Raw genomic sequence first — 24,194 nt, forward strand, 5'->3', positions numbered from 1 at the left:
CCGCAACGCTCAGACGCTGCCGCGCTCGACCAGGAACAGATCGACCGCGAGCCGCTGCTCGGCGCGCGGCGTGCCCGAGAGCCGCGCCAAAAGCAGTTCGCCCGCGAGACGTCCCACGGCCGCCGCATCGAACGAGATGGTCGTGAGGCTGGGCGTGATCTGATCGGCGACGTCGTTGTCACCGAAGCCCAGCACGGCCAGATCGCGCGGCACCGACAGGCCGCGGGCGCGAGCCTCGATCAGCGCACCGGTCGCGAGCAGGTCGTTGGCGCAGAACACGGCATCGACGTCGCCGCCGCGCTCGAGCAGGGCGGTGAAGGCGGCACGGCCGTCGACGAGCCCCGTCACCTCTCCAACAAGAATTTCGTGAACGATCGTGAGGCCGAGCTGTGCGGCGGCGGCGCGAAAGCCGTCGCGGCGCAGCGCGCCGCGGCCGCTGCTGCGGCCGATGAAGGCGACGCGGCGATGTCCCGCCTGCGCCAGCCTGCGTGCCGCCATCGCGCCGGCATCCGCATTGGACAGGCCGACCAGCATGTCGATGGGATCGCGCGGGAACGCCCAGGTCTCGATCACGGGAATGCCGAGCTCGGCCAGCGCCGTGCGGTTCTCCTCGAGCTCGATGACGCCGGTGAACATCACCGCCGCGGGGCGGATGCCGCGCAGCGACTGGATCATCGCGACCTCCTTGGCATAGGAATAGGAGGTCTGGCCGACCAGCACCTCGAAACCTTCCGGCTCGAGCGTCGCGGCAAAGCTGCGCACTGCAAGGCCAAACTGCTGGCTGAGGATGTTGGAGACGAAGGCCACGACCACGTTGGAGCGGCCCGAGCGCAGCGCGCGCGCATGCGGGTTGGAGGCATAGCCGGTCGCCTCGATTACCTCGAGGATGCGCTCGCGGGTCTTGCGATTGACCTTCTCGGGGTGGCGCAGCACCCGCGACACCGTGATCGGCGCGACGCCGGCGCGTTCTGCGACCTCCTCGATGCGCGGCGGACGTCCGGTCGCGTTGCTGCGGCCGGGCGGCGCCGGAATGCGCACGACGTCGTCATAGCTCGGCTTGGCCGGATCGGTCATCGAATCCCTGGAGAGACGTCAGGTTAGTGCATCATGAGATCAGATCGTACTGCAACCGCGATGGCGGTGCGCTCCCTCCCCCGCCTGCGGGGAGGGTTGGGGAGAGGGTGTGTCCTCGTCGGGATCGTCCAAGGCTCACGGACGAAACCCCCAAGCGGAGAAAGCCCTCACCCGGCGCGCTTCGCGCGCGCCGACCTCTCCCGCAAGCGGGAGAGGTGCAGCGAGTTCGCCGCGGCAACTGTTCACGTCACCGTCCCAAAACTTCCTCACGCTTCAGTGCGCGGCCGACCTGCACCAGGCAGTCGCCGCTCTGGCTGTCGGTGTGCAGCCGCTGCGAGATCACGATGCCGTCGTCGGGAAAGCGCAGCACCTCTTCGGGCAGGTCGGGACGCTCGAAGTCGTGATACCAGCCGGCGATGTCGCCCGCCTTGACCCGCGCACCCACGGTGACAGAGGGCTCGAACCAGCCACGGCGCGTCGCGAACACCGCCTGGGCATGGCTCTGCAACGCCAACAGCTCGGTGGCGCGCTCGACCGGCGCATGCGGCCCCAGCACGGGCGCCTGGACGAAGCCGAGCGCGAGCAGCAATCGGTCGACCGCGCGCGCGGTGAACGCCATCGTCTGCGGCGTCACCGTGCCGCCGCCGCCGAATTCGCCGGAGAGTCCGATCGCGCCAGCGCGTGCGGCCGCCGCCATCGAGGTCGGCGCCGTGGCGCCGTTCTCGGCGATAAAGGCGAAGGGCATGCCGAGCCCTTCCATCAGGCGCAATGCGTGGCCGAACATCTCGGGCGGTCCCTGCCGCTCGATCAACGCGCAAGGCACGTGCGCCATCGAGGTGCCGCCGGAATGGATGTCGAAGACGACGTCGTGGCGCGGAAACAGCTCGTGCTCAAGAAAATGCGCCAGCCGGAACGTCGGCGTGCCCGCGGCATCGCCGGGGAAGGCGCGGTTGAGATTGCCTTGGTCGAGCGGCGAACGGCGGCGCGCCGCCATCACGGCCGGCCAATTGGCGAAGGGCAGGATGGTGATCTCGCCCTTGATGTCCTTTGCATCCAACCGGCGATACAGCCGCGTCAGCGTGATCTCGCCCTCATATTCGTCGCCGTGATTGCCGGCCATCAGCAGCAGCTTCGGCCCGGCGCCGTTCTTGATCCGGAAGATCGGGATCTTGAGCTGGTAGTAGGGCGAGCGGTCGATCGAGAAGGGAATGCCGAGATGGCCGGACCATTTCTGGTCCTTCTCGAAATCGATGTCGTGAAACAGTCCGGTATGCATGGTTGGCCTCATGGCCGCGTCGTCGCCGACGCCGGCCGAAGGTTGAAGAAAAAGCGGCGCCTTAGAGCAAGGCGACCGCGGTCATCTCGACGCGCAGATCGGGATCGGCGAGACGGGCTTCGACGCAGGCGCGCGCCGGCGGGTTGGCTGGATCGATCCAGGCGTCATAGACCGAGTTCATGGTGTCGAAGTCGGTGATATGCGGCAGGAAGACGTTGACCGCGATCAGCTTGGAGCGGTCGGAGCCGGCCTCCTTGAGCAGCGCGTCGATCTTGGCGAGCACCTGCTCGGTCTGCGACACGATGCCGGTCTTGCGGTCATCGGCGACCTGGCCTGCGATGTGCACCATGCCGCCGGCGGCGACGGCCTGGCTCATGCGCGATCCCACGACGTAACGTTTGATCATCTCAATTCTCCTCGTAAAGGTGGGCTCTCACAGATGATGCAAGAGCCCGTCCAAAACTCACAGCGTCGGTAGCGACTGCTCTTCCTTGAACCATTTCAGCTGAAGCGCGCCGAGCTTGCCGTTGAGCTTGTTGAAGAAGATGTCGGTGTTGATCCAGTTGAGCAGGTTCTGCTCGCCCTGGCGGACGCCGACATGGGCCGGCGACTGGCGGATCAGGAACTTCAGCTCGACCTCCTTGGTCGGGTTCTGGTCCTGCACCTTCAGTGCAATGGCGCTGTTCTCCGCGAACGTGTCGGCCTGTCCGGCGAGATAGGCCGCAATCGCGGCCGGCGTGTCCTCGAAGCGCACCAGCTTCACCTTCGGCGCGTTGTCGGTGAGCCAGACGTCGAGCGTCGAGCCCTTGGCCACAGCAACGCTGCGGCCGTCGAGATTGTCGGGCTTCTTGCCGGCGGCTGAGGGAAGGGATTTCGCGCCGTAGACGCCGAGATTCACCACGGCATAAGGCTGCGAGAACATCACCTGCTGGGCGCGCTCGGGCGTTGCGCCGAGACCCGCGATCAGCATGTCGATCTTGTCCGACAAGAGGCTCGGGATGCGCGCGGCGCCCGTCACCGGGACGAGCTCAAGCTTCACGCCCATGTCGGCGGCGATCAGCTTGGCGAGATCGGCGTCGAGGCCGGCGATCTCGCCCTTGTCGTCCTTGAAGCCCCACGGCGCGGCATCGGTGAGAATGCCGACGCGAATCTTGCCGGCGCCGAGCACGTCCTGGAGCTTGTCGGCCTTGGCTAGGCTCGGTGCGGCGAGGACGGCGAGGGCCGCCGCAATGCTGAAGAAGGACTTCAACTTTCTCATGACTCTCTCCTTGAAGGGGAAGGTTTCACTTGGAAGGTTTCACTTGGAAGTTTCATTTGGCAGATGCGATGAAGCTTGCGAGCTCGGATGTCTCAGGATTGGCGAACAGTTTTGCCGGTGGCCCCTGTTCCCAGACGCGGCCCTGATGCATGAAGACGATGCGGTCGGCGACGTTGCGGGCAAAGCCCATCTCGTGGGTGACCAGGATCATGGTCATGCCCTGTTCCGCCATCGCTTCCATCACTTTCAGGACTTCGCCGACGAGCTCGGGGTCGAGCGCCGAGGTCACCTCGTCGAACAGCATGAGGTGAGGCGCCATGGCGAGACAGCGGGCGATGGCGACGCGCTGCTGCTGGCCGCCGGAGAGCTGCTCGGGCCAGGCTTCGATCTTGTCGGCGAGCCCGACGCGGGTCAGCACGTCCTCGGCCAGCGCACGCGCTTTAGCCTTCTCGATGCGGCCGGTGAGCAGCGGGGCGAGCGTGATGTTGCGCTCGACCTTCAGATGCGGAAACAAATTGAAGGCCTGGAACACGATGCCGACGCGCTGACGGAATTTCTTCAGGTCAGGCATTTTGGCGTGGACCTTCTGGCCCTCGACCCGGATCTCGCCGGAATCGACGCTTTCCAGCGCGTTGATGCAGCGGAGCAGGGTCGACTTGCCCGAGCCGGAGCGGCCGATGATGGTGACGATCTCGCCTTCCTCGACGTCGAGCGAGACGCCCTTGAGCACCTCGACCTTGCCGAATGTCTTGCGCACGTCGCGGATTTCAACGAGAGCCATCGAGGCGGGCCTCCAGGGAGCGGGACCAGAGCGTGAGCGGCAGGCACAGCGCGAAATAAATCGCGGCGACCAGGGCGTAGGTGAGCAGCGGCTGGAACGTCGCCGCGCTCACCACCTGTCCGGCGCGGGCGAGCTCGACGAAGCCGAGGATCGAGGCGAGCGATGTGCCCTTGATCAGCTGCACCAGGAAGCCGACGGTCGGCGGCAGCGACAACCGCAGCGCCTGCGGCGCGATGATGTGGCGGAATTGCTGCCAGGCGGAGAGGCCGAGGCAGGCGCCGGCCTCCCATTGCGCCTGCTTCACGGCCTCTAAACCACCGCGCCAGATCTCGCCGAGGAAGGCGGCGGTGTAGAGCGTGTAGGCGACGGTCACGGCGACGAGCGCCGGCACCTGGATGCCGAGGAAAACCGGCATGCCGAAATAGAAGAAGAACAACAGCCCGAGCAGCGGCACGCTCTGGATCACCTGGATGCACGCCGCCATCGCCCAGCGCAGCCCTGCGAACCGGCTGATGCGGCCGAGCGCAAGCCCGAGCGCCAGCGGCGCACCGAAGAGAAGCGCGAGTACGACGAGGGCGACGGTCCAGCGCAGCGCCGCGAACAGCGAGACGAAATCGATGAGGGAGAAGGATCGCATCGCTTCGCCCCTCAGCGCCGCCGCGGCCAGCGGAAGGCGGCCAGGCCGATGATCGCGAACAGCGCCTTGAACGACATCGCCATCGCGAAATAGACCGCGCAGATCACGGCATAGACCTCGAAGCTGCGATAGGTGCGGCTCTCGATGAAGCCGGCGACATGGAACAGCTCGTCGGCGGCGACCTGCGAGGCGAGCGAGGTGCCGAGCAGCAAAAGCACGAACTGGCTGGTCACGGCCGGATAGGCGTTGCGCAGCGCCGGCGGCAGAATGATGTGGCGAACCACCTGCCAGCCTGACAACCCCAAGCATTGGCCGGCTTCGACCTGGCTGCGCGGAATGGAATCGAGACCGGCGCGGATGATCTCGACGGAATAAGCGCCGAAATAGAGCGACAGCGCAACGGCGGCGGCCTCGAAGGCCGGCAGCTTCAGGCCGAAGTTCGGCAGCACGAAGAAGACGATGAAGATCTGGATCAGCGAGGGCGTGTTGCGGAACAGCTCGATGTAACCGCGCACCAGCCAGCGCAGCGACGGGATGCGCCCCTTCAGCGCGACGGCCCCGGCAATGCCGATCACGAGCCCGGCCAGCGCCGAGATCACCGTCAGCTCCAGCGTGACGATCGCGCCGTCGATGAGCTGGTTCTGATAGCGCCACAGCGGCAGGAAGTTCATCGCGCCGCTCTCAGCCGAACTGGGTGGGGAGGGCGCGCGTCACGACGCCATCGGCATCGAGGCCGAAGATGACGCGCCAGCGGTCGAGGCAGGTGCAGGGATGCGAGATGCCGAAGGCGATGATGTCGCCGACCGCAAGCGCGGCTTCGGGCGCGACCGACAGGAATGCATGCTGGTCGTTGAGGCGGGTCACCGCGAGCGCGGTGGCGAGGCCTTGCTGCGCGACGCCGTCGCGGAACACGCGCAACGGCACGGGCAGTCCCTGGTCGAAGGAGGCATCGCGCATGCCGAAGCCTGCGATCGCAAGTCCGTCTTCGGGCCGCGACAGCACCTCGGCCCAGAGCGTCAGCGCGGGGCGAAAGCTCTCCGCGGCGAAGTGGTGAAGGCCGTCGATGACGAGGCCACCGCGCCGGTCGACTTCCGCGAAGGCGCGCGCATAGATGCCGTGATCGGCAAAGAACAGCGCGCCCGAGCGCAGGATCACTTGGGCGTTGCCGTCGGCCTGAGCCGCGGGCGCAAGTGCGCGCGCGACGATATCGAAATAGGCCGAGCCGCCGGCACTGATGATCAACGGCCGCTTCGGGGCGGCCGCGCGCACCAGCGCAAATGTCTCGATGGTGCGCTCCAGCAGCGCGGCCATCGCGCGCATCGTCTCGTTGGTATCGGACGTTGCGGCGGCGCCTTCGTAAGTGGCGACGCCGCCGAGCACGAGCCGGTCGGCGGCGAGCACGGCTGCGATCGTTGCCTCGACTGCGGCGCGGTCGCGCGCGCCGGCGCGGCCGGCGCCGAGCTCGACCAGCACGGACAAATCCCGGCGGCCCGCGATCGCTGCGGCCTCGGCGAGAGCAGCAACCGCAGCCGGTGAATCTGCGAAGGCGTGAAATTCGACGTCGGGATAGGCGCTCAGGAGCGCGCCGAGCCGCCGACCGGCGGCGAGCCCGCCGATCTCATTGGCCAGCAGCAGGCGCCGCTCGCCGCTCGCGAGCAGCACGGCCGCCTGCTGGACGTTGGCAACCGTCGTGCCCCAGGCGCCGGCGGCGCGCAGTGAGCGGGCGAGCTCCGGCGACATCGGCGTCTTGGCGTGGGGCGCAACGGCAAGGCCTGAACTCGCGCACCATTGCAGGAAGAGGTCACGGTTGGCCGCGAAGGCGGCTTCATCCAGCGTGAGGACGGGCAGGGCGAGATCGCCGCGCGCAGGTGACCAGCGCTGGCTGCCGATGTCCTCGATGGTCACACCATCGACCAGGGGAATGCCCCGAATAGCCGCCGACAGGCGTTGGTGATCCCACCGGGACAAGAACTGCATCATCGCTCCCTCAGCGGCCCCCGACCGCTGCCAAGAAACGATACGTCCTTATGACAACGTTGTCATTAGCGGATTTTAGCCATTCTGAGGCCGAATTCGATGCAATGAGGTATTATGGTAAGGTGCGATGCCCCGTGCAGTAGGCTAGTGCCCGCCGCCCATCTGGATGAGCAGCTCCTCGATGTCGACATCGATCTGGCCGGCGGCCCTGACGTGGCGGACCTCAAGGCTGTCGGGCTGGAAGCGGTATTCGACGAGGCCGACTTCCTTGATCGCGATCCGGTCCTGCCGCTGATCGTTGATGACGAAGCCCGCGGACGGCGCCCAGACGTGGCGGGTGTGGCGGAAGGTGAAGTCGCGGCGCTGGTGCACGTGGCCGCTGGCGACAAGACGCAGGTCGACATTGCCGAACATCTCGATCAGCCGCGCCCGCACCGGCTGCGGCACGTAGCGGATCGACGTCTCCGGCGTCTCGGCGTCCTCGGGCAGGTTGAGAAAGAGCGGCTTGTGCAGGAACAGCGCGACCGGCCTGCCGTTCACGCGCGAGATTTCCTGAGACAGCCAGTCGAACTGCTCGGCCTCGAAGGCGAGGCCCGAATTCATCACCAGCGAATTGAGGCCGATGAAGCGCCAGCCCGCGGCCTCGAATGACCAATGATCTTCGCCGATGATGTCGCAGAACTGCCGGCGGTGCGTCTCGTCGACCGACGGCTTCGGCGCAGGCCCGATCGCGGTCGGATTGTCGCCGATGTCGTGATTGCCGGGGAGATAGCGGCAGGTGACGGGCAGGGCGTCGTGCAGGCCTTTGGCGAATTCGACGTCGTCGCGGCTGGTCGGCCCGTCGAACGACACGTCGCCGGTGTTGACCACGAGATCCGGCCTGCCGGCGTCGATGTGCTCGCTGATGCGGTGGAAGTTGGCGATCAGGCCGGGAAAGCGCCGGCCGAGATGGGTGTCGGAAATCTGCGTGAGACGAAATTCGGACATGCGATCATCCTACCCGTCGCCGCGCGTCGGAACGATGACGGCGCGGGCATGGATCGCAGCGAACAAAGTTTAAAGCACGCGGTAGCGGATGGTGTAGCCGTCCTGCGGGGCGACGGCACCGGCGAGCGGGGAGGCGATGCGGTCGGCGAGGTGCTAGGGGCCGAACTGGGCGGAGCGCTGCGGCTCGGCGGGCAGGCGGAGGCGGAACTCGAAGATGCCCTTGCCGGACAGGTTCACGACCAGAACGCGATCGGCCGTGCGGTGGTTGAGCACCACTGCGCCGCGCAGCACCGCCCGACCGTCCGGGAGGTCGCGCACGCCGTCCAGCAGCGCCAAAGTCTGGTTGCGGTCGGTGTGCAGCTCGATCTGGCTGTCGCCGACCGCCGTCAGCATCTCCCGGGGCATGCGGATCTCGAACTCGACGGCGGGCTTGGAGGGATTGAGGCCGAGATAGGCGAGCGCCGCGTGACGCATGTCGTAGGCGGCAAAGGCGAACAAAGCGAGCGCGGCGAGCGTTGCGAGGCCGTGCCTGGCGACGTCGCGCCAGGTCCGGTAACTGAGGCGGAAGTAGACCGTCATCGCCAGCGCGACCGCGAGCGCTGCCGCAATCCCTGACAGCGCCGACATCAGGATGCCGAGCTGGCCCTCGGCGGCTTCGGTGAAGAAGCTGGACAAGAAATTCATGGCGCTGTCTCGCCTCGGGGCACACGGGCCCAAAATCGCTTTAACAATCTGTGGTTGGTCGCAAGAGCGGGAACGCCGGTTCAACTCGCTGATTGTCAGCGTGAGAAGCCGCGGCTAATGACGTCGGCGGCATTTCGCCTCCCGGGAAAGTTCCGATGTCCGTTCAAATGGTCTTGCTGCCGGTCTTCGTGCAGGTCGCTCTCACCTTCGCGCTCCTGATCGGCATGGTCCTGGCGCGCCGCAAGGCCCTGGTCGCCGGCGAGACCAAGATCCGCGACATTGCGCTGGGCGAGCCGAACTGGCCGAAAGGCGCCACACAAATCGCCAATTGCTACCGCAACCAGTTCGAGCTGCCGGTGCTGTTCTATGTCCTGATCGCGCTGGCATTGCCCTTGCGCCGGGCCGACCTCTTCATCGTGCTGATGTCCTGGGTGTTCGTGGTGACGCGCTTTGCCCATGCCGGCGTGTTCGTCTCCTCCAACGATCTCGGCCGCCGCTCCATGGTCTGGCTCGCCGGCGTGCTGGTGCTGCTCGCGATGTGGATCTACTTCGCGCTGAAGCTGCTGTTGCTGATCTGAGCCAAACGCGCCGGATCCAATCTGAAAGATTTGAAATGACCCCCGCTGCCCGGCTGTCCGCAGCCATCGAACTGATCGACACCATCGAAAAGGACCGCGTGCCCGCGGCGAAGGCGTTGAAGGAGTGGGGCACCGCGCACCGCTTCGCCGGCTCGGGCGATCGCGCCGCCATTGCCGGCCTCGTCTGGGACGTGCTGCGCCGCTACGCCTCGAGCGCCTGGCTGATGGATTCCGATACCGCGCGGGCCCGGCTGATCGGCATGCTCCGCCTCGAACGCAACATGGACACGGCCACCATGGCCGCGTTGTTCGACGGCAGCCGGTATGCGCCGGCGCCGCTGACCGAGGCCGAGCAGGCCGCGCTCGCCTCGCGGTCGCTCGAAGGCGCGCCGGCCGCGATCGCCGGCGACTACCCGGAATGGCTCGACCCGCACTTTGCAAAAGTGTTCGGCGAGACCCGCGCCGCGGAAACCGCGGCGATGGCGAGCCGGGCGCCGCTGGACTTGCGCGTCAACACGCTAAAATCCAATCGCGACAAGGTGCTGAAGGCGCTTTCTCATCTTCATGCGAAACCGACGCCCTGGTCCGCAACCGGCCTGCGCATCGAGCTTTCCGCCGATGCGCGCAACCCGGGCATCCAGGCGGAAGAGGATTTCATCAAGGGTGCCATTGAAGTGCAGGATGAGGGATCGCAGCTTGCGGCCCAGTTCACCGCGGCAAAACCCGGCGAGCAGGTGATCGATCTCTGCGCCGGCGCCGGCGGCAAGACGCTGGCGCTCGCCGCCCTGATGCAGGGCAAGGGCCGGCTGATCGCGACCGACCGCGACAAGCGCCAGCTCGCGCCGATCCACGAGCGGCTGTCGCGCGCCGGCGTCCACAACGCCGACGTCCGCACGCCCAAGGGCGAGGCCGATCCGCTGGCCGACATCCGCGCCTCGGCTGATCTCGTCGTGATCGACGCGCCCTGCACGGGAACCGGCACCTGGCGCCGCAACCCCGACGCCAAATGGCGGATGCGGCCGGGCGCGCTGGAGATTCGCCTGCGCGACCAGGCCGAGGTGCTGGAGCGAGCGGTTCCGCTGGTGAAGCCGGGTGGCCGCATCGCCTACATCACCTGCTCGGTGCTGGCGGAAGAGAACGGCGAGCAGGTGAGGGCATTCGTCGGCCGTCATGGCGAGTTCACGGTTGTCCCGCCCGAGCAGACCGCGAGCGTGCTCTGGGACAAGGCGGAAGCCTTTGGCGAGGCCGCGCTGCAATCAGCCGAGGGCTGGCTGATGACGCCGCGGCGGACCGGGACGGATGGGTTTTTCGTTTCGGTGCTGAAGAAGTCGGGCTGATCAACGTTGTCATTCCGGGGCTCGCGAAGCGAGAACCCGGAATCCATCAAGCCGCGCAACTTGCCGTCCGATGGATTCCGGGTTCGCCCCGGAATGACAATCAAAAACAAAAGCCCCGCAGACCGATCCCGGTCGCGGGGCTTTCGAGTTCCAACGTTCTGCCGGTACGTCCGCGGTCAGAACGGTGCGTTGGCGTTAGCCGACGCGGAGATTGTCAGCCGAGGACTTGCCGCTGCGGCGATCGGCGACGATGTCGAACGAGACCTTCTGGCCCTCGTTGAGGGTCGAGAGGCCGGCGCGCTCGACGGCGCTGATGTGCACGAACACGTCCTTCTGGCCGTCGTCCGGCTGGATGAAACCATAACCCTTTTGGGTGTTGAACCACTTCACGGTGCCCATAGCCATGGGAATTTCCTTTGTTAGAGAGAGTACGCACGCGGACCGGTACGCGTCGTTGCGCCCATGGTCCTGTTCAGTCGATGTTTGGAGAAGTCATCTGAAGCGTGCGCGCCCGTCGTAACGAAGCGAAGCGGCCCAGTCGTTCGGCCCAAGTATCGATGATCACAATATAGCGAGAATTTGGGGCTACTTCAAGGCGCCACCCGTGGCCCGAAACGTCGCGCAACTTTGCTATTTTGCGGTGCAAATTAACCGTCGGGCGCGCCTCAGTCGACGATGAAGAGCGTCGCCCCCGTGGCCGTCGAGGACCGGTGCGCGGCGTCGCCGAAATCCGACACCTGGTAACTCATCCCCGCCGTGAGCTTGAATTTGCGCCCGTCGCGCAACTCAGAGTCGAGCTCTCCCTTCAGCACGTAGAGCACGTGGCCGCGGTCGCACCAATGATCGGCGAGATAGCCCGGCGAGTACTCCACCATCCGCACGCGGAGATCGCCGATGTTGAGCGTGCGCCACTTTGCCTCGCCGCTCTCGCCGGGATGCGTGGTCGGCTCGACCTTGCTCCAGTCGGTGACGGTGAAGGGGGAGGTGGGGAGTTTCATGGGGGAATCCTGTCTCTGAGCCGGCGGGCGCAGTGTTAGCGCACGCGCGCGCCGCAGTCTCCGTCATTGCGAGCGCAGCGAAGCAATCCAGAAATGCATCCGCAGAGGCAGCCTGGATTGCTTCGCTACGCTCGCAATGACGCTTGCGGAAGCAGCCCGCTCCCTCTCTGTCCGTCATCCCGAGGCGCTCGTCCTGCGAAGCAGGACGAGCCTCGAAGGGGCGACAGCCCGGCTGCCAGCTCGGCCGTGCATCCTTCGAGGCTCGCCCTGCGTCGCTACGCGCCGCAGAACCCGCGCCTCCAGCGATAACGGCTTCGCCGTTACGCAGGGATGACGGGGAGAGGGGCGTCGCTGCGCAAAAAGCGCCAGCCTCAATGCGTCAAATGATTCGCCGAGCCCTGCACGATCAGCCCCGCCTCATTCACCCGCAGATATTCGCAGATCTTCTTGCCCCGCTCGTTCTCGTAGAACACCACGAGGCTGTCCGGGCTGATGAACAGATCGATCAGCGAGAAATGCAGGTTCGGCAGCAGGGGAAGCGCCTTGCCCCAATAGGCGCGAAGCGCATCCTTGCCGCGCACCGTGCCGCTGGCGTCGAACCCCAGCATGGGAATGCGGTCCGAGGTCATCACGGCCGCCTCGTCGTAGAGCGTGAGGACGCGCTCGAGATCGCACGCATTCCAGGCCTCGATCCAGGTCCGGCCGAGTGCGGCAAGCGTTGATGGCTGATGGTGCTGTGACATGGCATTCTCCCTGATCGGCCCCCTTTGTGAGGATGGGGCATAATAGGTCAATAATACTTACCTATATTCATTTGTCCATGCCCAAAGAAGCATGTGGGCGCGCACACGCGCGCGGTTGCGGCCCGCGCCGCACCGGCGTATCTGCTGGCCATGACAGCAGCACAGAACGACCGCTCCGCGTCGACGCCCTCGGTGGCCTCGGCGCACGACAAGATTCTCATCGTCGACTTCGGTAGCCAGGTGACGCAGCTGATCGCGCGCCGCGTCCGCGAGGACGGCGTCTATTGCGAGATCGTCCCGTTCAACAAGGCCGAAGCTGCCTTCGAGGAGATGAAGCCGAAGGCGGTGATCCTGTCCGGCGGTCCGGAATCGGTGCACGAGGCCGGCTCGCCCCGTGCCCCGCAACTGATCTTCGATTCGGGCGTGCCTGTGATGGGCATCTGCTACGGCCAGATGACCATGGCGGCCCAGCTGGGCGGCGAGGTCGAGGGCGGCCATCACCGCGAGTTCGGGCGCGCTGATGTCGAGGTCAAGGCCGAGAGCCAGCTGTTCGCGGACGTCTGGTCGTCAGGCAGCAAGAACCAGGTCTGGATGAGCCACGGCGATCGCATCACCAGGATGCCGCCGGGCTTCTCCGTCGCCGGCACCTCGCCGAACGCGCCGTTCGCGATCATCCAGGACGAGACGCGCAAATATTACGGCCTGATGTTCCACCCCGAAGTGGTGCACACGCCCGACGGCGCGAAACTCATCCGCAACTTCGTGCGCAAGATCGCCGGCCTGTCCGGCGACTGGACCATGCGCGCCTTCCGCGAGGAGGAGATCGCCAAGATCCGCGCGCAGGTCGGCAAGGGCAGGGTGATCTGCGGCCTCTCCGGCGGCGTCGATTCGGCCGTGGCGGCCGTGCTGATCCACGAGGCCATCGGCGACCAGCTGACGTGCGTGTTCGTCGACCACGGCTTGATGCGCCTCAACGAGGCCGAGCAGGTCGTCGACCTCTTCCGCCACCACTACAACATCCCGCTCGTGCACGTGGATGCCTCCAAGCAATTCCTCGGCGAGCTGGAGGGCGTGACCGACCCCGAAGCCAAGCGCAAGACCATCGGCCGCCTCTTCATCGAGGTGTTCGAGGCTGAGGCCAAGAAGATCGGCGGCGCCGACTTCCTGGCGCAGGGCACGCTCTACCCCGACGTGATCGAGAGCGTCTCCTTCACCGGCGGCCCCTCGGTGACGATCAAGTCGCACCACAATGTCGGCGGACTCCCTGAGCGCATGAACATGAAGCTCGTCGAGCCCCTGCGCGAGTTGTTCAAGGACGAGGTTCGCAAGCTCGGCCGCGAGCTAGGCCTCCCCGAAATCTTCGTCGGCCGCCACCCGTTCCCGGGCCCCGGCCTCGCCATCCGCTGCCCCGGCGAGATCACCAAGGACAAGCTCGACATCCTGCGCAAGGCGGACGCGGTCTACATCGACCAGATCAGGAAGCACGGCCTCTACGACGAGATCTGGCAGGCGTTTGCGGTGCTGCTCCCGGTGAAGACCGTCGGCGTCATGGGCGACGGCCGCACCTACGACTACGTGGTTGGCCTGCGCGCCGTCACCTCGACCGACGGCATGACCGCGGACTTCTACCAGTTTGACATGAAGTTCCTGGGCGAGACGGCGACGCGCATCATCAATGAGGTGAAGGGCGTGAACCGGGTGGTGTATGACGTGACGAGCAAGCCGCCGGGGACGATCGAGTGGGAGTAGGGGGCGCTTTCCAAGCTTAACATCACTGAGCTAGTTGTTACTTCCCGGACAGCGGCGCGACGAAATATGGGATTTGGGGTATTCATCCATCGATCGGACTCGATCTACGATGACAGCCCCGCTGAACGATATCAGTTTCCAAGCCAGTACTTGCGTCGCGTTCAAGCCTGCGTCGGTGATTGGATCATCTACTATGAACCGAGCAAGGTAGCAGAAACGCGAGGTTACTTCGCGATTGCTCGGGTGCAACAAGTTGTTCCTGACCCAACCGCCTCGGGCATGTTTCTCGCTCTGATCGAGCCCGGAAGCTATCTGGACTTTGCCAATCCGGTCGCTTTCAACGGACCGACGGGTCCTGTGGAGAGCGGCGTCCTGAATGAGCAGGGACGGATTTCGGGGCGTGCTCAGTCGGCAGTCCGTCCAATTTCGGCCGACGATTTCAATAGAATATTCGAGCTCGGCTTCGCGGAAGGTGTGCCGCTGCTGCCTCGAGTCGATGCAGATGTTCGATTGTCTCAACTCGACGAAAGAGAGCAGGTGCCGTTTATGCTTGAACAGCAGCGTGATCGCGTGAGTTTGACGGTCTCGAGGGTATTGCGTGACCGGGTTTTTCGTCGGATCGTTTTGCGAGCCTACGACGAGCGCTGCGCCATCACCGGGCTGAAGCTCATCAATGGAATGGGGCGGGCAGAGGTAGCGGCGGCGCACATTCGGCCCGTGGAGGCGAACGGGCCGGACATCGTGAGCAATGGGATCGCTCTGTCGGGAACTGCGCATTGGATGTTCGATCGTGGTTTGATCAGCCTGTCCGATGAATTGGAAATACTGATCTCGCGGCAGACAAACGATCTGGAAGGAGTTCGATCGGTCATCAACAAGTCCGGTCGTGCGCTCGAGCCAAGGAGGCCATCGGATCGGCCTCATCCGCATTTTCTGCAGTGGCACCGCGAAAATTGTTTCAAGCAATAGACGAACTCCTAGAGTCGCGCGCTTCAGCCTAGCGCTAGCCCTTGATGTGGACCGCAATCCCTCATGGTAGGAAATCTGCGTCGTTCTCTGGAGCCAGCCCTTATGTCCGTCGCGCCCACCGCCAGCCAACCTGCAACCGCCATCACCACCGACCCCGAAACCCTCGGCTGGATGCGCGGCTTCCCGCCGTCGCCCGACCGCACCATTACCTTCCAGGACGGCTCGTTCCGCAGCTTCCCCGAACTGCGCTGGGCCTGGAGCAACATCCGTCAGCTGGTGCCGACGGTGAATGTCTGGCGCGGAGCTGGACCTGCGTCGCCTTTGCCGCGCGCGGACCATGACATCGGCGGGGTCGCCTCGACAACGATGGACGGCCGGCCCATGACCTTCGCAAAGATGCTGGAGGAGACCTACACCGACGGCATCGCGGTGCTGCATCGGGGCAGGCTGATCTATGAGCGCTATTTCGGCGCGCTGAAGCCGCACAAGCCGCATATCGGAATGTCGGTGACGAAGGCGTTCACCGGCGTGCTCGCAGGGATTCTGGTCAGCGATGGCAGGATCGATCCGCAGGCGCCGGTGACGAACTATGTGCCGGAGCTGAAGCCGAGCGCGTTCGGCGATGCGCGTGTGCACGAGGTCATGGATATGACCACGGGGCTCGCCTACACCGAGGTCTATACCGACAAGAATTCGGACGTGTGGGGCCTTCGGCGCGCCAACGGCATGGCGCCGATCCCGCCGGGCTACGAAGGTCCTACCAACATTTTCGATTTCCTCATCGCGCAGAAGAAGCAGGGCGAGCACGGCAAGGCCTTTGCCTACAAGACCGTCAACACCGACGTGCTGGCGTGGATCATCAGGCGTGCCAGCAACATGACGCTGTCCGACCTCCTGTCCGAGCGCATCTGGCAGCCGATGGGCGCGGAGGAGGATGCGCATTATCACGTCGACCGCATCGGCACCGAGAGCGGCGGCGGCGGCCTCTCCACGACCTTGCGCGATCTCGCCCGCTTCGGCGAGACCATGCGCAATCACGGCCGCTTCAACGGCCACCAGATCGTGCCGTCGCAGGTGGTCGAGGACATCGCGCGCGGCGGCGACCCCGAAAAATTCAAGCCGGCCGGCTACACCACGCTGCCGGGTGCCTCCTACCGCAATCAATGGTGGGTGACCCACAACGAACACGGCGCCTACATGGCGCGCGGCGTCCACGGCCAGGGCATCTACATCGATCCCAAGACCGAGATGGTGATCGCGCGCTACGCCTCGCATCCCGTGGCCGGCAATGCCGCCAACGACCCGGTGACGCTGCCGGCCTACATGGCGCTGGCGAAGGCGCTGATGGCGGGCGGATAGGGTTACGTCGCACGTTTCGCTCTCGGTGCGCACGCCTCGTCCTTCGAGACGGCCGCTTCGCGGCCCCTCAGGATGAGGCTAAGCGGCATGGGCGCTCGTCGGAACTGCCGCCGCGCACTCGGTCCTCATCCTGAGGGCCCGCCAGCGGCGGCAGTCTCGAAGGATGGCCACAGAGAAATTGCCATCACGCTTCACTCGCGCGCCTCCTGCCAATGCGGGTAGGTGACGTACGCGGTCACCGCGCCTTGCTCGTGCGAGCGGATGGTGACCGCCTCGCCCTTCGGCATGTAGACGATCTCGCCCGGGCCTGCGGTAACGGTGCTGCCATCGCTCGTGACCGAGAGCTTTCCTTCCAGCACGAGCATGACATCGTCGACTGCGAGCGTCTCGTCGAGTCTCTGGTTCGGCGCGTAGCGGCCGAAGCCGATGGTGATCGGTCCGCCGTGGCGCTGGTCGATCACATTGCCGGCGAAGATATCGCCGTCCTGTCCCGGCGAACGTTCGAGCGATGCATCGGCAATGGCAAATTTGCGAACTTTCATGAGTTCCATCCGTTTTGGGCGGGCTTGGTGGGAAGAGGGCACCGATAGACGCCTGGGCAGGTGTTTGGTTCGCGTCGGGCCGCGAGGCGGTTTGACGCAGCGGGACAGCACCTCAAGGTCTTGCGAGAGAGCGGCTTCGCGAGCGTGCGGGCCGAGGCGCAAAGGCGGCTCTATTCGGTCGACGCGGCCGGGCTGCAAGCGGTCGATGCCTGGCTCGGCCAGTTCAGGACGTTCTGGGAGCCGAAGCTGGACGCGCTCGCGACCGAGATCGCGCGCGGCAAGCGAGCGCGTCGCAAAGCGCCGATCGCCAAGCGGAGCGGGAAGAGGGCGTGATCGGACTTCCGTAGCCCGGATTGCGCTGCGCTCCATCCGGGCTACAGGAGCGTGTGTAAGGCGCTCGCGCTTCCACTAATTCACCCTACGAACTCCGTGACATCTTCTCATACTTTTTCACCAGCCGCTCCCGCTTCAGCCGCGACAATCGCTGGATCCAGAACATGCCGTCGAGCTGGTCGATCTCGTGCTGGTGGCACACGGCGCGCAAGCCCTCCGCTTCCTCGCTTTGCACATGGCCGTCGACATCCCGGTAGCTGATCCGCACCCGCGCATGGCGCTGCACTTCGTCATTGACCCCCGGCATCGAGACGCTGCCTTCGCGATGCATGATCATCTCCGGCGAGGCCCATGTGATCTCCGGATTGACGTAGGTCCGCGCGCCGTCCTTCGCGTCGAGCTCCAGCACCACGACGCGCAGGGGCACGCCGATATGCGGCGCGGTGATGCCGATGCCGGGCGCTGAGCGCATCGTGTCGAGCAGATCCTGCGCGAGCTCGCGCAAGGCATCGTCGAACGCGGTGACGGGGCGGGCCGGCTGCGCGAGCCGGCGATCGGGATAGCGCACGATCGGGCGAATGGTCATGCTGGCTCCTACCACTCACTCACGGATCATTGAAGCATCCTCGCTTGACTGCCTACCTACTGGAAGGTAGCTAAACGCCATGAGCACCGTTTCCACCACTGCCGACGACATTCTTGCCTGTGCCCGCGCGCTGATCATCGCCGGCGGCTACAACGGTTTCAGCTACGCCGACATCGCCGACGTGGTCGGCATCCGCAAGCCGAGCATCCACCACCATTTCGCCAGCAAGGTCGATCTGGTCCGCACCCTCGTGGCGCGCTATCGCGAGGAGGCCCAGGCGGGACTCTCGGCGCTCGAGCGCAATGTCGCTGACCCCGCCGAGCAGCTCAAAAGCTACGTTGCGTATTGGGAGGCATGCATCAAGGACGCGACGGCTCCCTTCTGCGTCTGTGCGCTGCTTGCCAGCGAGCTTCCGATCCTGCCCGAGGAGGTGGCGCACGAAGTCCGCGCGCACTTCCGCTCCTTGTCGTCCTGGCTGGCTGCGGTGATGGAGCGCGGCAAGCGGCAGGGCCGGCTACATCTCTCCGGCACGGCGCGGGTCGAGGCGGAGGGATTCCTGGCAACCGTTCATGGCGCGATGCTGTCGGCGCGGGCTTATGGCGATCCCAAAATGTTCGGCACCATCACCCGGCCGCTGCTGGACCGGCTTTCCACGAGGCACTGACGAGATCGGCACAGGCTGGGCAGGGCGGGCGCGGCGCGTCCGCGTCGCACTTAAACTACCAACTAGTAGGTAAGGAGAGAGAAAATGACAGATCGTAACGTGGCTGCGGACACGACCGACCAGGCGCAATGGCTGAAACAGTACTATTTCCTGCGTGCCGCGTTTTCGGTCGCTTGGGTCATTGCGGCCTTCGCAATCGCGCCGTCGTCCGCTGCGATCGCAGCGACGTTGCTTGTCGCCTATCCCGCGTGGGACGCTGCCGCCAATTATCTCGACGCGCTCAGGAGCGGCGGCTTGAACCACAACCGCACGCAGGGCCTGAACCTGCTGGTCAGCCTGGCCACTACCATCGCGGTCATCCTGGCCTTGCAGGTCAGCATGAACTGGGTGCTCGGAATCTTCGGGGCCTGGGCGATCCTGTCCGGACTGCTCCAGCTCGGCACGGCCGTGCGGCGCTGGAAGCGCTTCGGCGCGCAATGGGCCATGGTGCTCAGCGGTGGCCAGTCGGCGCTGGCGGGCGGTTTCTTCATCTTTCAGGCCGCAATGCCGGCGGTGCCGTCGATTGCGAATGTCGCAGGCTATGCTGCGGTCGGCGCGATCTACTTCCTGGTCTCGGCGGTCTGGCTCACGGTCGGCAACTGGCGCCGCAGTGCGGCCGTGTGAGCCGCGGATAAGGCCTGCCATCCTTGTGCAGGTGGCCGCCGTCCAATGCCGGGCTCATCATGTCGACTTGCAGCTGTTTTGCCCGACGTGTCAAACCGGTCTGCGATGATGTCGGCCACGGGCGAGGGGAGCCGCCTCAGTAAGTCATTGATCCCGCTGGCGCCGGCTACTGTGCATGGGGTTGTTTTTCGAGTTTTGTTGCCAGGTCACGAAAGCGTGCGGCAAAAATGACGTCGGCCTGTCGGCCGGCGCAGTTCCCATTCGTCTTCCACGCGAGACAGACCTGACGGGAGACTGAAATGACTTCCTCTAACTATCGCTGGGTGATCGTCGCCGCAGGCGGCCTGCTCGGCTGCGTCGCGATCGGCGGCATGTTTTCGCTGCCGGTGTTCCTGCAGCCGATCACCAAGGACACCGGCTGGTCGGTGACCGGCATCTCCAGCGCGATGACGATCGGCTTTCTGGCGATGGCTTTCACCAGCATGGCCTGGGGCACGCTGACGGACCGGTTCGGGCCGCTGCCGGTGGTGCTGACCGGATCGACCATGCTGGCGCTCAGCCTGTTCGCCGCGAGCCACGCCACCTCGCTGATCGTGTTCCAGATCGTATTCGGCCTCCTGGTCGGCGCGGCCTGTGCGGCGATCTTCGCGCCGATGATGGCGACCGTTACCGGCTGGTTCGACACCAATCGCGGCCTTGCCGTGTCGCTGGTCTCGGCCGGCATGGGCATGGCGCCGATGACGATGTCGCCGCTGGCGGCCTGGCTCGTCTCCGGCCACGACTGGCGAACCTCGATGCAGATCATAGCGCTCGTGGTCGGCGCCATCATGATCCCGGTCTCGTTCCTGGTGCGCCGTCCGCCGGCGCTCGCGCAAGGCCCGGCAGCGCCCGTCGGCGAAGCCGCCGGACAAAACGAGATGTCGATGGGCGAAGCGCTGCGCTCGCCGCAATTCCTGATCCTGCTCGCCACCAACTTCTTCTGCTGCGCGACGCATTCCGGCCCGATCATCCACACCGTCAGCTATGCCGTGAGCTGCGGCATCCCGCTGGTCGCGGCGGTGACGATCTACAGCATCGAGGGGTTTGCCGGCCTCGGCGGGCGCATCGCCTTCGGCCTGATGGGCGACCGCTTCGGCGCCAAGCGCGTGCTGGTCTCGGGCCTGCTGCTGCAGGCCTTCGGTGCGCTCGCCTATGTCTTCGCGCAACAGCTCACGACGTTCTATGCGGTCGGCGCCATCTTCGGCTTCATCTATGCCGGCACCATGCCGCTCTACGCCGTGCTCATCCGCGAGAACTTCCCGCTCAAGATGATGGGCACTGTGATCGGCGGCACGGCGATGGCCGGCAGCCTCGGCATGGCGACCGGCCCGCTCGCCGGCGGCCTGATCTACGACGCCTTCTCCAGCTATGCCTGGCTCTACATCGCCTCCTGGGCGATGGGCCTCGGTGCCTTCCTGATGGCGATGACGTTCCGCCCCTTCGCGAAGCCGCAAGGCGAGGTGGCGCCGGCGGCGGCTTGAGCTCGAGATCGAGGCGCGGCGTCAGAGCTGCGCCTCGATCGCGGCCTTGTCGATCACCGACCAGACCTGCCGGATCTTTCCGTCTCGAAATTCGTAGAACACGTTTTCGCAGAAGGACACGCGCCGCCCGTTGACGGCAAGACCGAGGAATCTCCCGGCTGGTGTGCAGTCAAACTTCAATCGGGCGGCGATGCGGGGAGGATCGGAGATCAGCATCTCGATGTGGAACTGCAGATCGGGGATCTCCCGAACATCCCGTTCCAGCATCGCGCGATAGCCCTCAAGCCCAAGGGGCCGCGCGTTGTGAGCGACCTCATCATGCACGAATTGTCCGAGTGTCGGCCAATCTCGCCGATTCAGGCAAGTGATGTAGGCGCGGTAGATGTCGGCGAGGTCGTCTCTCGTCATACCGAAGCTCCCAAGGCTTCGACTAACACGGCTTCGACCTAACGCGCGAGGATCGCGAACCGGTCCAATATCAGAGCCGCTTCTCGAAGAACAAGTCCGGGTAGGGATCGTCGTTGAAGCGCGGGATCTCGCGCCAGCCCGTGCTGCGATAGAGCTGACCGGCCTCGGGCAGTGCGCTGTTGGTGTCGAGCCGCAACAGGGCGATACCCAGCTCGCGCGCGGCGCTCTCGGTCGCGTCCATCAGGCGCCGGCCGAGCCGCAACCCGCGCGCGGCGGGAGCGACCCACAGCCGTTTGATCTCGGCATAGCCGTGATCGGTTCCCTTCAGGCCGACGCAGCCGATCGGCAGCGTGTCCGACATCGCGACGATGAAGGTGCCGCGCGGCCGGCGCATGTCCTCGGCGTCCGGATCGCGCGACAGCGAGACGTCGAAGCCTTGTTTGAAGCGGCGGCCGAGCTCGGCATAGTACTCGCCGAGGCAGTAGCGCGCTTGCTCGCAGCGCGGATCCATTTCCTCCAGCGTGACGCGCTCGCGCGTCAGCGCGGAGGCGATCAGGTCCATCGCCGCCAGCAGCGCCTCGCGTTGCGAATGTTGCGCAAGGAGGCCTTCAGCCTGCGCGTTGGACAGCGCCTCGTAGGCCGCGAACTCGCGCCGGCCCGCGCGCGTGAGCTTTGCCATGCGCCGCCGCGCATCGTCGTCGCGTGCGGCAGTCTCGATCAGCCCTTCGTCCTCGAGGCTGCGGAGCAGGCGGCTCATCAGCCCTGAATCGAGGCCGAGATAGTCCCGGATCTCCGCCACGTCCGATCGCCCGTGCCCGATCGCATTGAGCACGCGCGCGGCGCCGAGCGGCCGACCGCGCCCGAGAAACGACGTATCGAGCGCGCCGACGGCGGAAGTGACGGCGCGGTTGAAGCGACGGACGCGGGAGGCGGGATCGAGCATGATGTCTGACTTTAGTCAGATATTATGCGCAGGTCAATTGGGGGAGCGCCGGCGTCACTTCGCCAGCGTCAGAAGCGGCTTGTCCTTGGCGACGATATAGGTTGCAAGTTCGCTGGCGGTCTCACCGCCTACGTTCTTTGCTGCATGCACCGTACCGGCAGGGATGAACAGCACGTCGCCGGCTCTCAGCGTGACCGGCGGCTTGCCCTCGACGTCGTATTCGATGGCGCCCGCAAGCACGTAGACGATCTCTTCGCCCGGATGGGCGTGCCGACCGAACGCCACGCCCGGGGCAAGGTCGACGCGGACCTGCACCGCCTCGCGCCCGGGCGAGCTGAGATCGTGGCGCTGCAGGTTGGTGCGCGTGACGCCGGCCTGCGCCGCCGCGGCCGGCAGTGTGAACAGGTTTGCCGCGAACAGAACTGCGCTCGACAGCACGCGGAGGGTTCGCAGATGACGATGGCTCATGGTCGGCTCCTTGTGGTCGCGAGATTGTCCGCCGCGCGGGCCCGGCCGATGCCGGCCGGTCCGCGTCGTGGCGCTTCACACGAGGGTGGTGGTCACCTCGATATTGCCGTGCACCGCCTTCGGTTCATAGATCACGAATTGCGGAGGATCCCGTGGCCCGTTCCCCCAAATCAGCCGGCAAAGGCCGGAAACTGTCGAATTTCCTCTGCTTTGCGATCTATTCGGCCAATCTCGCCTTCGGCCGGGCCTACAAGCCTCTGCTGGACAAGGTCGGCCTGACCTATACGCAGTACATCGCCCTGGTGGCGCTGTCGGACGAGGACGAGCAGACCGTCAGCACGCTGGGCGAGAAGCTGTTCCTGGAATCCAACACGCTGACGCCGATCCTGAAGAAGCTCGAGCAGATGGGGCTGATCAAGCGCCACCGCGATCCTGCCGACGAGCGGCAGGTGCGCCTGAACCTGACGCCCGCGGGGCGCAGGCTGATCGAACAGGATCTCGGCGGGTCGCTGATTGAGGCGACAGGTCTTGGCGACGATTTTCCGGTGGTGCAGAAGACGGTGAGCAGATTGCGCGACAATCTGCTGCGTGCGACCAAGGCCCATGACTAGCGCATCGAACCATGACAAGCGGGAGTTTCCGCCGCGGCAGGCCCGTCGCCGAGAGACCGGGCCCCACCACGGAGGACATCGTGAGCAAAGCGAGTGAAGCGGCAGACCGGTTGGTCGCAGCGAGAGACGGCGGGCCGGCGGTCGCCTGGCGCGACATTCTCTCTTCGGATCGTGCCGGCGCCTACGCGATCCAGGATGCCACGCTTGCCCGGATCGGTCCGCTCGGCGGCTGGAAGGTCGGCGCGTCGAGCCCTGACGCCGAGCCCGTCTGCGCGCCGCTTCCTGCGTCCGGCCTGCTTGCCTCCGGCGCGCGGCTCGGTCCGGAATTCCGCCTGCGGGGTGTCGAGGTGGAGGTCGCGCTCCGGGTCGGGCGCGCGCTCGCGGCTGACGACGCCACGTTGCCCGATCGCGAACTTGCGAGTGCCTTCGACGCCTATCCCGCGATCGAGGTGGTCGAGACGCGTCTCAAGGACTGGACGGACAGCGCCGCCCTGGCCCAGCTCGCCGATTTGCAGAGCCACGGCGCGTTGCTGATCGGAACGGCCGCGGCAGTCAGCCCTGCATCCATCGATCTGAGGGCCGTCGAGGCGGATCTTAAGATCGGTGAAGCCATCAGCCGTCGAACCATCGGCGGCAATCCGGCAGGAGACATCTGGCGTCTGCTGCGCTGGCTGGTCCGCCATTGTGCGGACCGGAATGTGCCTCTCTTGCCGGGCCAGCTCGTCACGACCGGTTCGTGCACCGGCATGGTCTTCGCAGAAGCGGGGAGCAGCGCCCGTGCGCGCCTTGTGGGTTTGGGCGAAGTTGCCGTCGACTTCTGAGGTCCTTGATCTCCAGCTTTCGGGCCGGATCAGCTTGATGTTATGGTTGGCAGCCTAGGCGGCAACGTCCTCGCACTTCGGCGCCTGCACGAGATACGTCGTGAGCTCGGCGTCAAAGCGCTGTTGCTCGCATGGCAACAGCGAAGTTGATGTCCTGCCTTTCTTTGTGAGTTGTGCCGGGGCGGCAGGCCGCTACCATGCGCCGGCTCGACTGGAACTCGAGAGTCA

The 24,194-nt window shown here is 65.6% G+C and carries 28 protein-coding genes and 1 pseudogene; 11 read left to right on the plus strand and 18 right to left on the minus strand.

Translation table 11 applies throughout. The annotated features are described in order from the left end of the window. Positions 1 to 9 precede the first annotated feature (9 nt). The 10 genes and pseudogenes from N2604_RS19885 to N2604_RS19930 form a co-directional block, all read right to left on the minus strand. Positions 10 to 1,074, minus strand: a complete 1,065-nt coding sequence (locus N2604_RS19885) for a LacI family DNA-binding transcriptional regulator (RefSeq protein WP_260369964.1) — start codon at positions 1,072 to 1,074, stop codon at positions 10 to 12. Positions 1,075 to 1,321: 247 nt separating this feature from the next. After that, positions 1,322 to 2,350, minus strand: a complete 1,029-nt coding sequence (locus N2604_RS19890) for a succinylglutamate desuccinylase/aspartoacylase family protein (RefSeq protein WP_260369965.1) — start codon at positions 2,348 to 2,350, stop codon at positions 1,322 to 1,324. 61 nt (positions 2,351 to 2,411) lie between these two features. Then, positions 2,412 to 2,756 carry a RidA family protein gene (locus N2604_RS19895; RefSeq protein WP_260369966.1) on the minus strand — a complete coding sequence of 115 codons (345 nt, stop codon included), beginning with the start codon at positions 2,754 to 2,756 and terminating at the stop codon, positions 2,412 to 2,414. 57 nt (positions 2,757 to 2,813) lie between these two features. Next, complete coding sequence (locus N2604_RS19900) at positions 2,814 to 3,608, minus strand: transporter substrate-binding domain-containing protein (RefSeq protein ID WP_260369967.1); 795 nt, start codon at positions 3,606 to 3,608, stop codon at positions 2,814 to 2,816. Positions 3,609 to 3,660: 52 nt separating this feature from the next. Next, complete coding sequence (locus N2604_RS19905) at positions 3,661 to 4,389, minus strand: amino acid ABC transporter ATP-binding protein (RefSeq protein WP_260369968.1); 729 nt, start codon at positions 4,387 to 4,389, stop codon at positions 3,661 to 3,663. Beyond that, positions 4,376 to 5,026 (minus strand): amino acid ABC transporter permease, encoded by a 651-nt coding sequence (locus N2604_RS19910; protein ID WP_260369969.1) that lies wholly within the window; start codon positions 5,024 to 5,026, stop codon positions 4,376 to 4,378. Before N2604_RS19910 ends, N2604_RS19905 begins: the two co-directional genes overlap by 14 nt. Positions 5,027 to 5,037: 11 nt before the next feature. Next, entirely contained in the window at positions 5,038 to 5,697 is a 660-nt protein-coding gene (locus tag N2604_RS19915) for an amino acid ABC transporter permease (RefSeq protein WP_260369970.1), read from the minus strand. 10 nt (positions 5,698 to 5,707) lie between these two features. Beyond that, a complete protein-coding gene (locus N2604_RS19920; RefSeq protein ID WP_260369971.1) occupies positions 5,708 to 7,003 on the minus strand; it encodes an alanine racemase in 1,296 nt (431 codons plus the stop codon). Positions 7,004 to 7,147: 144 nt separating this feature from the next. Continuing rightward, complete coding sequence (locus N2604_RS19925; RefSeq protein WP_260369972.1) at positions 7,148 to 7,990, minus strand: metallophosphoesterase; 843 nt, start codon at positions 7,988 to 7,990, stop codon at positions 7,148 to 7,150. Positions 7,991 to 8,059: 69 nt separating this feature from the next. Beyond that, positions 8,060 to 8,674, minus strand: a pseudogene (locus N2604_RS19930) (acriflavin resistance protein). Positions 8,675 to 8,829: 155 nt separating this feature from the next. Here N2604_RS19930 and N2604_RS19935 point away from each other — a divergent pair. Both N2604_RS19935 and N2604_RS19940 read left to right on the plus strand, forming a co-directional pair. Next, positions 8,830 to 9,252: an MAPEG family protein gene (locus N2604_RS19935; RefSeq protein WP_260369974.1), complete on the plus strand. Its 423-nt coding sequence runs from the start codon at positions 8,830 to 8,832 to the stop codon at positions 9,250 to 9,252. Positions 9,253 to 9,287: 35 nt separating this feature from the next. Next, complete coding sequence (locus N2604_RS19940; protein ID WP_260369975.1) at positions 9,288 to 10,589, plus strand: RsmB/NOP family class I SAM-dependent RNA methyltransferase; 1,302 nt, start codon at positions 9,288 to 9,290, stop codon at positions 10,587 to 10,589. 195 nt (positions 10,590 to 10,784) lie between these two features. Here N2604_RS19940 and N2604_RS19945 read toward each other — a convergent pair whose 3' ends face one another. From N2604_RS19945 to N2604_RS19955, 3 genes are all read right to left on the minus strand, one after another. Next, positions 10,785 to 10,994: a cold-shock protein gene (locus N2604_RS19945; RefSeq protein ID WP_015686739.1), complete on the minus strand. Its 210-nt coding sequence runs from the start codon at positions 10,992 to 10,994 to the stop codon at positions 10,785 to 10,787. Between the two features lie 260 nt (positions 10,995 to 11,254). Then, complete coding sequence (locus tag N2604_RS19950) at positions 11,255 to 11,587, minus strand: DHCW motif cupin fold protein (protein WP_260369976.1); 333 nt, start codon at positions 11,585 to 11,587, stop codon at positions 11,255 to 11,257. A 371-nt stretch (positions 11,588 to 11,958) separates the two neighbouring features. After that, complete coding sequence (locus N2604_RS19955) at positions 11,959 to 12,330, minus strand: nuclear transport factor 2 family protein (protein ID WP_260369977.1); 372 nt, start codon at positions 12,328 to 12,330, stop codon at positions 11,959 to 11,961. A 150-nt stretch (positions 12,331 to 12,480) separates the two neighbouring features. On the opposite strand from N2604_RS19955, the gene guaA reads away from it, so the two are divergent. The 3 genes from guaA (at position 12,481) to N2604_RS19970 (ending at position 16,407) form a co-directional block, all read left to right on the plus strand. Next, positions 12,481 to 14,079, plus strand: a complete 1,599-nt coding sequence (gene guaA / locus N2604_RS19960) for a glutamine-hydrolyzing GMP synthase (protein WP_260369978.1) — start codon at positions 12,481 to 12,483, stop codon at positions 14,077 to 14,079. A 66-nt stretch (positions 14,080 to 14,145) separates the two neighbouring features. Continuing rightward, positions 14,146 to 15,048 (plus strand): HNH endonuclease, encoded by a 903-nt coding sequence (locus N2604_RS19965; protein ID WP_260369979.1) that lies wholly within the window; start codon positions 14,146 to 14,148, stop codon positions 15,046 to 15,048. A 102-nt stretch (positions 15,049 to 15,150) separates the two neighbouring features. Then, positions 15,151 to 16,407: a serine hydrolase gene (locus N2604_RS19970; protein WP_260369980.1), complete on the plus strand. Its 1,257-nt coding sequence runs from the start codon at positions 15,151 to 15,153 to the stop codon at positions 16,405 to 16,407. A gap of 191 nt (positions 16,408 to 16,598) precedes the next feature. Here N2604_RS19970 and N2604_RS19975 read toward each other — a convergent pair whose 3' ends face one another. Beyond that, on the minus strand, positions 16,599 to 16,949 hold the full coding sequence (locus N2604_RS19975; RefSeq protein WP_260369981.1) for a cupin domain-containing protein: 351 nt from the start codon (positions 16,947 to 16,949) through the stop codon (positions 16,599 to 16,601). 120 nt (positions 16,950 to 17,069) lie between these two features. Between N2604_RS19975 and N2604_RS19980 the strand changes: the two genes are divergently transcribed. Then, positions 17,070 to 17,282: a hypothetical protein gene (locus tag N2604_RS19980; RefSeq protein WP_260369982.1), complete on the plus strand. Its 213-nt coding sequence runs from the start codon at positions 17,070 to 17,072 to the stop codon at positions 17,280 to 17,282. An 85-nt stretch (positions 17,283 to 17,367) separates the two neighbouring features. Here the strand turns inward: N2604_RS19980 and N2604_RS19985 are convergent, their stop codons facing one another. Then, the gene (locus N2604_RS19985) at positions 17,368 to 17,868 is read right to left on the minus strand and encodes a peptide deformylase (protein WP_260369983.1); all 501 of its coding nucleotides are present in this window, start codon (positions 17,866 to 17,868) and stop codon (positions 17,368 to 17,370) included. Between the two features lie 79 nt (positions 17,869 to 17,947). Here N2604_RS19985 and N2604_RS19990 point away from each other — a divergent pair, with 79 nt between their 5' ends. The 3 genes from N2604_RS19990 (at position 17,948) to N2604_RS20000 (ending at position 20,715) form a co-directional block, all read left to right on the plus strand. Further along, positions 17,948 to 18,532, plus strand: a complete 585-nt coding sequence (locus tag N2604_RS19990) for a TetR/AcrR family transcriptional regulator (protein WP_260369984.1) — start codon at positions 17,948 to 17,950, stop codon at positions 18,530 to 18,532. Between the two features lie 84 nt (positions 18,533 to 18,616). Continuing rightward, positions 18,617 to 19,195, plus strand: coding sequence for a DUF308 domain-containing protein (locus N2604_RS19995; RefSeq protein ID WP_260369985.1), 579 nt, complete (start codon positions 18,617 to 18,619; stop codon positions 19,193 to 19,195). Positions 19,196 to 19,494: 299 nt separating this feature from the next. Beyond that, positions 19,495 to 20,715 carry an MFS transporter gene (locus tag N2604_RS20000; RefSeq protein ID WP_260369986.1) on the plus strand — a complete coding sequence of 407 codons (1,221 nt, stop codon included), beginning with the start codon at positions 19,495 to 19,497 and terminating at the stop codon, positions 20,713 to 20,715. A 21-nt stretch (positions 20,716 to 20,736) separates the two neighbouring features. Here N2604_RS20000 and N2604_RS20005 read toward each other — a convergent pair whose 3' ends face one another. From N2604_RS20005 to N2604_RS20015, 3 genes are all read right to left on the minus strand, one after another. Beyond that, positions 20,737 to 21,123, minus strand: a complete 387-nt coding sequence (locus N2604_RS20005; protein ID WP_260369987.1) for an ester cyclase — start codon at positions 21,121 to 21,123, stop codon at positions 20,737 to 20,739. 70 nt (positions 21,124 to 21,193) lie between these two features. After that, a complete protein-coding gene (locus N2604_RS20010) occupies positions 21,194 to 22,066 on the minus strand; it encodes a bifunctional helix-turn-helix transcriptional regulator/GNAT family N-acetyltransferase (protein ID WP_260369988.1) in 873 nt (290 codons plus the stop codon). Positions 22,067 to 22,120: 54 nt separating this feature from the next. Continuing rightward, positions 22,121 to 22,534 (minus strand): cupin domain-containing protein, encoded by a 414-nt coding sequence (locus N2604_RS20015; protein WP_260369989.1) that lies wholly within the window; start codon positions 22,532 to 22,534, stop codon positions 22,121 to 22,123. A 152-nt stretch (positions 22,535 to 22,686) separates the two neighbouring features. On the opposite strand from N2604_RS20015, the gene N2604_RS20020 reads away from it, so the two are divergent. Both N2604_RS20020 and N2604_RS20025 read left to right on the plus strand, forming a co-directional pair. Next, complete coding sequence (locus N2604_RS20020; protein WP_260369990.1) at positions 22,687 to 23,145, plus strand: MarR family winged helix-turn-helix transcriptional regulator; 459 nt, start codon at positions 22,687 to 22,689, stop codon at positions 23,143 to 23,145. Between the two features lie 80 nt (positions 23,146 to 23,225). Then, a complete protein-coding gene (locus N2604_RS20025; RefSeq protein WP_260369991.1) occupies positions 23,226 to 23,966 on the plus strand; it encodes a 2-keto-4-pentenoate hydratase in 741 nt (246 codons plus the stop codon). Positions 23,967 to 24,194 lie beyond the last annotated feature (228 nt).

The sequence above is a fragment of the Bradyrhizobium sp. CB1015 genome (assembly GCF_025200925.1).
Taxonomy (GTDB): domain Bacteria; phylum Pseudomonadota; class Alphaproteobacteria; order Rhizobiales; family Xanthobacteraceae; genus Bradyrhizobium.

Bases quoted from the DNA above. Each gene is read 5' to 3' on its own strand.
- N2604_RS19885 (WP_260369964.1), bottom strand. From the start codon at position 1,074: ATGACCGATCCGGCCAAGCCGAGCTATGACGACGTCGTGCGCATTCCG.
- N2604_RS20015 (WP_260369989.1), bottom strand. From the start codon at position 22,534: ATGAGCCATCGTCATCTGCGAACCCTCCGCGTGCTGTCGAGCGCAGTT.
- N2604_RS19920 (WP_260369971.1), bottom strand. From the start codon at position 7,003: ATGCAGTTCTTGTCCCGGTGGGATCACCAACGCCTGTCGGCGGCTATT.
- N2604_RS19950 (WP_260369976.1), bottom strand. From the start codon at position 11,587: ATGAAACTCCCCACCTCCCCCTTCACCGTCACCGACTGGAGCAAGGTC.
- N2604_RS19910 (WP_260369969.1), bottom strand. From the start codon at position 5,026: ATGCGATCCTTCTCCCTCATCGATTTCGTCTCGCTGTTCGCGGCGCTG.
- N2604_RS19945 (WP_015686739.1), bottom strand. From the start codon at position 10,994: ATGGCTATGGGCACCGTGAAGTGGTTCAACACCCAAAAGGGTTATGGT.
- N2604_RS19985 (WP_260369983.1), bottom strand. From the start codon at position 17,868: ATGACCATTCGCCCGATCGTGCGCTATCCCGATCGCCGGCTCGCGCAG.
- N2604_RS19925 (WP_260369972.1), bottom strand. From the start codon at position 7,990: ATGTCCGAATTTCGTCTCACGCAGATTTCCGACACCCATCTCGGCCGG.
- N2604_RS19970 (WP_260369980.1), top strand. From the start codon at position 15,151: ATGTCCGTCGCGCCCACCGCCAGCCAACCTGCAACCGCCATCACCACC.
- N2604_RS19965 (WP_260369979.1), top strand. From the start codon at position 14,146: ATGGGATTTGGGGTATTCATCCATCGATCGGACTCGATCTACGATGAC.
- N2604_RS19905 (WP_260369968.1), bottom strand. From the start codon at position 4,389: ATGGCTCTCGTTGAAATCCGCGACGTGCGCAAGACATTCGGCAAGGTC.
- N2604_RS19890 (WP_260369965.1), bottom strand. From the start codon at position 2,350: ATGCATACCGGACTGTTTCACGACATCGATTTCGAGAAGGACCAGAAA.
- N2604_RS20005 (WP_260369987.1), bottom strand. From the start codon at position 21,123: ATGACGAGAGACGACCTCGCCGACATCTACCGCGCCTACATCACTTGC.
- N2604_RS19895 (WP_260369966.1), bottom strand. From the start codon at position 2,756: ATGATCAAACGTTACGTCGTGGGATCGCGCATGAGCCAGGCCGTCGCC.
- N2604_RS19975 (WP_260369981.1), bottom strand. From the start codon at position 16,949: ATGAAAGTTCGCAAATTTGCCATTGCCGATGCATCGCTCGAACGTTCG.
- N2604_RS20010 (WP_260369988.1), bottom strand. From the start codon at position 22,066: ATGCTCGATCCCGCCTCCCGCGTCCGTCGCTTCAACCGCGCCGTCACT.
- N2604_RS19990 (WP_260369984.1), top strand. From the start codon at position 17,948: ATGAGCACCGTTTCCACCACTGCCGACGACATTCTTGCCTGTGCCCGC.
- N2604_RS19940 (WP_260369975.1), top strand. From the start codon at position 9,288: ATGACCCCCGCTGCCCGGCTGTCCGCAGCCATCGAACTGATCGACACC.
- N2604_RS19915 (WP_260369970.1), bottom strand. From the start codon at position 5,697: ATGAACTTCCTGCCGCTGTGGCGCTATCAGAACCAGCTCATCGACGGC.
- N2604_RS19900 (WP_260369967.1), bottom strand. From the start codon at position 3,608: ATGAGAAAGTTGAAGTCCTTCTTCAGCATTGCGGCGGCCCTCGCCGTC.
- guaA (WP_260369978.1), top strand. From the start codon at position 12,481: ATGACAGCAGCACAGAACGACCGCTCCGCGTCGACGCCCTCGGTGGCC.
- N2604_RS19935 (WP_260369974.1), top strand. From the start codon at position 8,830: ATGTCCGTTCAAATGGTCTTGCTGCCGGTCTTCGTGCAGGTCGCTCTC.
- N2604_RS20000 (WP_260369986.1), top strand. From the start codon at position 19,495: ATGACTTCCTCTAACTATCGCTGGGTGATCGTCGCCGCAGGCGGCCTG.
- N2604_RS19955 (WP_260369977.1), bottom strand. From the start codon at position 12,330: ATGTCACAGCACCATCAGCCATCAACGCTTGCCGCACTCGGCCGGACC.
- N2604_RS19995 (WP_260369985.1), top strand. From the start codon at position 18,617: ATGACAGATCGTAACGTGGCTGCGGACACGACCGACCAGGCGCAATGG.